Source organism: Criibacterium bergeronii (assembly GCF_001693775.2).
GTDB classification, from domain to species: domain Bacteria; phylum Bacillota; class Clostridia; order Peptostreptococcales; family Filifactoraceae; genus Peptoanaerobacter; species Peptoanaerobacter bergeronii.
The window spans coordinates 1-5,919 of record NZ_MBEW02000048.1; the positions used below are offsets into that span (position 1 = coordinate 1).

Consider the following 5,919-nt stretch of genomic DNA (forward strand, 5'->3'; position numbering starts at 1 on the left):
ATATTCGACAAGATAGAGGAGTTTTTCAAAGATCTTCTACTGGGCGGTATCCAAGCAAATCTTGAGTCCATGTTTCTTGACATCAACGATAAAGTTGGTGCGATTGCAACGGATGTGGGAAAGACACCGATGGGGTGGAACGGACAGGTTTTCAGCTTTATTAAAAGCATTAATGATTCCGTTATCATTCCCATTGCAGGGCTAATCATTACGGCAGTCCTTTGTATCGAGCTTATCAATATGGTTATGCAAAAGAACAATATGCACGATACGGATACCTTTGAATTTTTCAAATACATCATAAAGATGTGGATTGCCGTATGGTTAGTGTCCCATGCTTTTCAGTTTTCTATGGCAGTCTTTGATGTGGCACAGCACATGGTAAATAAAGCGGCAGGGGTTATCAATACCTCTGCCGTTATCTCCGGAGATCAGATTGTAACGATGGTAGAAGGCTTAAAAGATAAAGGTCTTGGAGAGCTTGTCATGATACTCTTTGAAACCTCGCTCATAAAGGTGGCAATACAGGTCATTTCCATTGTGATTATGCTTGTGGTATACGGCAGAATGTTTGAGATTTATGTTTACTCATCCGTTTCAGCCATTCCTTTTGCCACAATGGGAAACAAAGAGTGGGGACAAATCGGAACAAACTATATCAAAGGCTTATTTGCTATAGGATTACAAGGACTCTTTTTAATGGTTTGTCTTGGAATATACGCAGTATTAGTTAAGACAATACAGATAACAGATATACACACAAGTACCTTTACGATACTTGGATATGCGGTTTTGCTGGGGTTAATGATGCTAAAGAGCGGAACACTGGCCAAAAGCGTATTAAATGCACACTAAAAGAAAGGAAATATATGATGAACAAAAGAAAAACAGTATTGATAGCAGTAGCAGTTGGAACAGGTATTTTGGCAGTGATGGATAGAATCAGGCTTCACAGCAAAGTGAATGACTTGGAAGAAAGAACAAAGGACATCGGTCGCTGCCACAATGATTTTTGTCTAATGCAGGAAAGATATAACAGAAGCACAAATGAACAGATTGCAAGTATTCAGGAAGAAATCGGCTCCGTATATGAGCATATAGAGGAGCTTTCAAAGGGTAAAGAAGATGGGAGGTAAGTTATGGCGTATGTACCTATCCCAAAAGACTTAAAGAAGGTAAAAACAAAGGTGGCATTCAACCTGACAAAAAGACAGCTTATCGGTTTTACGATTGCAGGAATGATTGGAATACCAATCTATTTATTTATGCGAAAGGTAGTTCCAAATGATATAGCAGTTATCTTTCTCATTGTGTCCACTCTACCTATATTTTTCATAACTCTTTTTGAAAAGGACGGACTTAGCTTTGAGAAATACTTTAAGTATATTTACCTTCATAAATTTTATCAGCCACAAAAAAGAGTGAGAAAGGAGGTTTATCTTGAAAGACAAAAGAAAAATTCAGCAGCTAAAGTTAGAACAAAACCAAAAGAAGTTAAGAAGTCAAAAACAGGACTTAAAGCAAAATAAGGGAAAGTCTAAAAAAGATAGGGGCGGATTACTTGACCTTATCTTTAGGAAAGAACCGAAAAGATACACTGTTGAAGATACCATTCCCTATCTTAGACTCTTAAAAAGCGGGATATGTCAGATTGATGAAAAGCATTTTAATAAGAGTATTGCCTTTGAGGATATAAACTATCAGCTTGCCTTAGAAGAAGATAGAGATTTGATTTTTAATCAGTTTGCAAATTTTCTTAATTCCTTTGATCCAAGTGTCAGCATAGAGTTTTCATATATTAATCAGCTTGGCAGAAATGAAGAAATGAAATCAGCCATTCAAATACCGGATAAAAAGGACGGTTTTGACGATATTCGCCTTGAGTTTAGAGAAATGCTGAAAAGCCAGATTGTAAAGGGAAATAACGGACTGAAAAAATCAAAGTATGTAACCTTTACAGTGGAAGCGGATAATTTAGAGCAGGCAACATCAAAACTTGAAAGACTGGAGATAGATATATTATCAAGTCTTAAAAGTATGGGAGTAAGAGCAGAAAGTCTAAACGGAGAAGAAAGGCTGAAGATACTTCATGATGTTTTAAATCCCAATAAGACCTTTGAATTTTCATATAAGGACTTAAAGAAGAAAGAAAGCACAAAGACATATATTGCTCCTGATGAATTTAACTTTACACCGTCAAGGTATTTTAAGTTTGGGAAATTTATCGGAGCAGCAAGTCATTTTCAAATCCTTGCAAGTGAGCTTTCAGACCGTATGCTTGCAGAGTTTTTGGATATAGACGATAACATCAATATCTCTTTTCATATCAAGGCAATCGAACAGTCGGAAGCCATTAAGATGGTAAAAAGAAAAAATACCGATATTGACAAGATGAAGATTGAGGAGAATAAAAAGGCTGTAAGAAGCGGTTATGATATGGACATTCTTCCAAGTGATTTAATCACCTATGGGGAAGATGTAAAAAGCCTCTTAAAAGACCTTCAGACAAGAGATGAGCGTATGTTTGTCGTAACCATCATCTTTATGAACTTTGCAAGGACAATTCAAAGGCTGGACAATACCATTTCTCAAATCAGCTCCATTGCCAATAAGCATAATTGCAAGTTAAAAAGACTTGATCACTCACAGGAGCAAGGCTTAATCAGTGTACTTCCACTTGGGGTAAATAAGATTGAAATTGACAGAGGACTAACCTCATCATCTACGGCAGTATTTATGCCTTTTACCACAGAGGAGCTATTTATCAATTCAAGTAACAGTTTGTATTATGGACTAAATGCCCTAAGCCATAACCTGATTATGGCAGATAGAAAGAAATTGAAAAACCCGAACGGTTTAATTCTCGGAACTCCGGGAAGTGGTAAATCCTTTAGTGCAAAAAGAGAAATGGCAAATGCCATTCTTACAACCGATGATGATGTAATTATCTGCGATCCGGAAGGCGAGTACGGAAACCTTGTGCGTCAGTTTAAAGGAGAAGTCATAAAGGTAAGCAGTAAATCAAAGGACTATCTTAATCCTTTAGATATAAATATGAACTATGGAGATGGGGACGCACCGCTGAAAGATAAAGCAAACTTCATTATGTCGATGCTTGAATTAGTAGTTGGTGGTAGCGGTCTTACAGCAGAAGAAAAGTCGGTTATAGACAGATGCCTTCCTAAGATTTATGAAAAGTATTTTGAAAATCCAAAGCCTTGTAATATGCCCATTCTTCAAAACCTATATGATATGTTAAAAGGACAGGAAGAAAAAGTCGGAAAAAAACTGGCAACGGAAATGGAGATTTATGTAACAGGTTCTCTTAATGTATTTAACCATCAGTCCAATGTGGACTTAAATAAGCAGCTACTTTGTTTTGATATTAAGGAACTTGGAAGTCAGCTTAAAAAAATCGGAATGCTCGTTATTCAGGATCAGGTGTGGAATAAGGTATCGCAAAATAGGGGAAATAAGGCTACAAGGTACTATATCGACGAGTTTCACTTATTGTTAAAAGACGAGCAGACAGCTTCCTATTCCGTAGAGATTTGGAAAAGATTTCGTAAGTGGGGAGGAATCCCGACAGGCATTACACAAAATGTCAAAGACCTACTGATGAGCAAGGAAATTGAAAATATCTTTGATAATACGGACTTTGTTTTAATGCTCAATCAGGCTTCAGGCGATAGAGAGATTTTAGCAAGGAAACTTAAAATCTCACAGCCACAGCTAAAATATGTAACCAATTCCAATGCAGGAGAAGGACTTTTGTTCTTTGGAAATACCATTGTACCTTTCCTTGATAAGTTCCCGAAAGATACAATTCTTTATCAGAAGATGACAACTAAGCCTGAAGAAGTGAGGTAGGCTTATGGGAAAGAAACTGAAAAAGGACTTTAAGGAAAGGCAAAGGGCAAGGATTGAAAAGGAAAGGCTGCAAAGTAATAGCAGCATAGAGCCTGAAGAAAATAAGCTAAAGCATAACGATGATTACAGAGGGAAAATCGTCCATGACAAAGACAGATTTCAAGATAAGGTTCATGAAAAGGTCAGTAAGAGAAGTGCAGAAACTGAATTAAACGGAAAAACTTCTAAAAGAAATGCAAGGTATATAAGTCCTGAAACAGGAAGTGTAAGTCAGGAAGAAATCGGGAAAGCAGATTATGATACTGAGGTTAAGGATGGAAAAATCTATGATCCTTTAGGAAAAGACCTCGACAATGACGGAATCATAGACAGATATGACAATGACTTTAGGGACAGCGACTATTTTGAGTCAACCTATGATGTAGAGGATAATCTGCAACATAAAGTAGAAGATACAAAAGGCTTTTCAAAAAGCCAAAAAGCTCAAAAGAAAAATTATAAGAGAAAAAACTATTCTGATAAGCTCTATACCAGAAAAAAGGATAAAGAAGCCAAAGAGGAAAAGGCGGATAGTAAAAAAAGCGGAAAAGAAGCCATTCTTGATAGAGAAAAGAAAAACAGGCTTTCTAAAGAACAGGAAAGAGCCTTTAAGAATAAGACTTCTAAAGTGTCCGCTTTATCAGGACTTGCTAAAGGAAGTGAAACCGTAAGAGATTACCTATCTCATGGAAGCGATGAAAATCAAGGGGTAGAGGCAGGAGAGAAGACAGCAGATACAAGCTCAAAGCTCATTCATGGCATTAAGAACTACTCGGATAAGAAAAAAGCAAAAAAAGGATATGACCTTACGAATAAGGACTATAAAATCAGAAAGAGAAAATCCAAACTTGAGTTTCGAGATGCCAAAGAGGAGCTGAAAAAGACACAGGAGTATCAAAAAGCAAATAACTTTAAGCGATTTCAGAAGCGAAAGCAGATGAAAGATTCCATTAAAAGGCAGAATAAGTCAAGGCTTAGAGATCGCATTAAGGAAGGGCTTATAGGAAGTCTTAAAAGTTCAAAGGAAGTTATATTAAGAAAAGCGAAGGGACTTATGATTATTTTCATAGGTCTTATTATTTTGGGAACTTTCTTTATCAACTTTGCAGGAACAGGAATGACAGGCTTTATGAACTCCACAAGTTCTGTTCTTACAACAAGCTATTTGTCAAAGCCAAATGTCCTAAGTGAAATCAATGAGAATTTTTCGGAGATGGAAAAGGAGCTTCAAAGTGAGGTTGACAATGTAGAAGAAAATTATCCCGGATATGATGAGTACATCCTAAATAACACAGAGTACATCGGTCATAATGTCCACGAGCTTTTATCCTACATTACATCAAGGTGCGGGGAAGTAAAGAATGCATCGGAAGTAAGCTCCGTATTAAATGAGCTTTTTAAGTCCATGTATGACCTTGAGTATAAGGAAGAAGTGGAAATCAGATATAGGACAGTTACAGAAACTTATACCGATGAAGATGGAAATGAATATACCGAAAGCCATGAAGAACCTTACGAGTACAAGAAACTGATTGTAACGCTTCATAAAAAAGAGATGGATAGCATTATCAGAAAGGTTTTTGCAAACTATCCTGACAATCTGAAGCACTATGAAGCCCTATTCCTTGCTCAAGGCAATATGGGAGAAGCCTTTGGTAATAGCGACCTTATTGCTTCCAATGGAGGTATCGGAGGCGGAAAAGAGTATGAGGCTTCTACGGAAGTTCAAAAGAAGATTGTAAATGCTGCATACATTACGCCATCTCCGGGGGCAGGCTGGTGTGCCATGTGGGTATCACAGGTCTATCAAAATGCAGGACTTGGATATATTGGCGGAAATGCCTGTGATATGTATCGAAACTACACCTTTACATCGGACAAATCAAAACTCAAGGTGGGAATGCTTGTTGCGGTGGAAAGTAGTAGCAGCGGAAGTACAGCAGGACTTACTTATGGTCATGTAGGCATTTATATAGGCGATGGCAAAGTAATAGATAATATCGGTCGAAT

Annotated in this window: 5 protein-coding genes; all 5 read left to right on the forward strand. The window is 37.3% G+C overall.

Going from position 1 to position 5,919, the window contains the following annotated elements:
* A partial coding sequence (locus BBG48_RS10420; RefSeq protein WP_243446785.1) for a VirB6/TrbL-like conjugal transfer protein, CD1112 family occupies positions 1 to 855 on the forward strand: 855 nt, incomplete at its 5' end.
* Between the two features lie 17 nt (positions 856 to 872).
* Positions 873 to 1,136: a hypothetical protein gene (locus BBG48_RS10425; RefSeq protein ID WP_047200001.1), complete on the forward strand. Its 264-nt coding sequence runs from the start codon at positions 873 to 875 to the stop codon at positions 1,134 to 1,136.
* 3 nt (positions 1,137 to 1,139) lie between these two features.
* Entirely contained in the window at positions 1,140 to 1,529 is a 390-nt protein-coding gene (locus BBG48_RS10430) for a PrgI family protein (protein ID WP_116170981.1), read from the forward strand.
* Entirely contained in the window at positions 1,441 to 3,870 is a 2,430-nt protein-coding gene (locus BBG48_RS10435; protein WP_116170982.1) for a VirB4-like conjugal transfer ATPase, CD1110 family, read from the forward strand. Before BBG48_RS10430 ends, BBG48_RS10435 begins: the two co-directional genes overlap by 89 nt.
* 4 nt (positions 3,871 to 3,874) lie before the next feature.
* Positions 3,875 to 5,919: CHAP domain-containing protein (locus tag BBG48_RS10440; protein ID WP_147292850.1), on the forward strand; the 2,045-nt coding region annotated here is incomplete at its 3' end.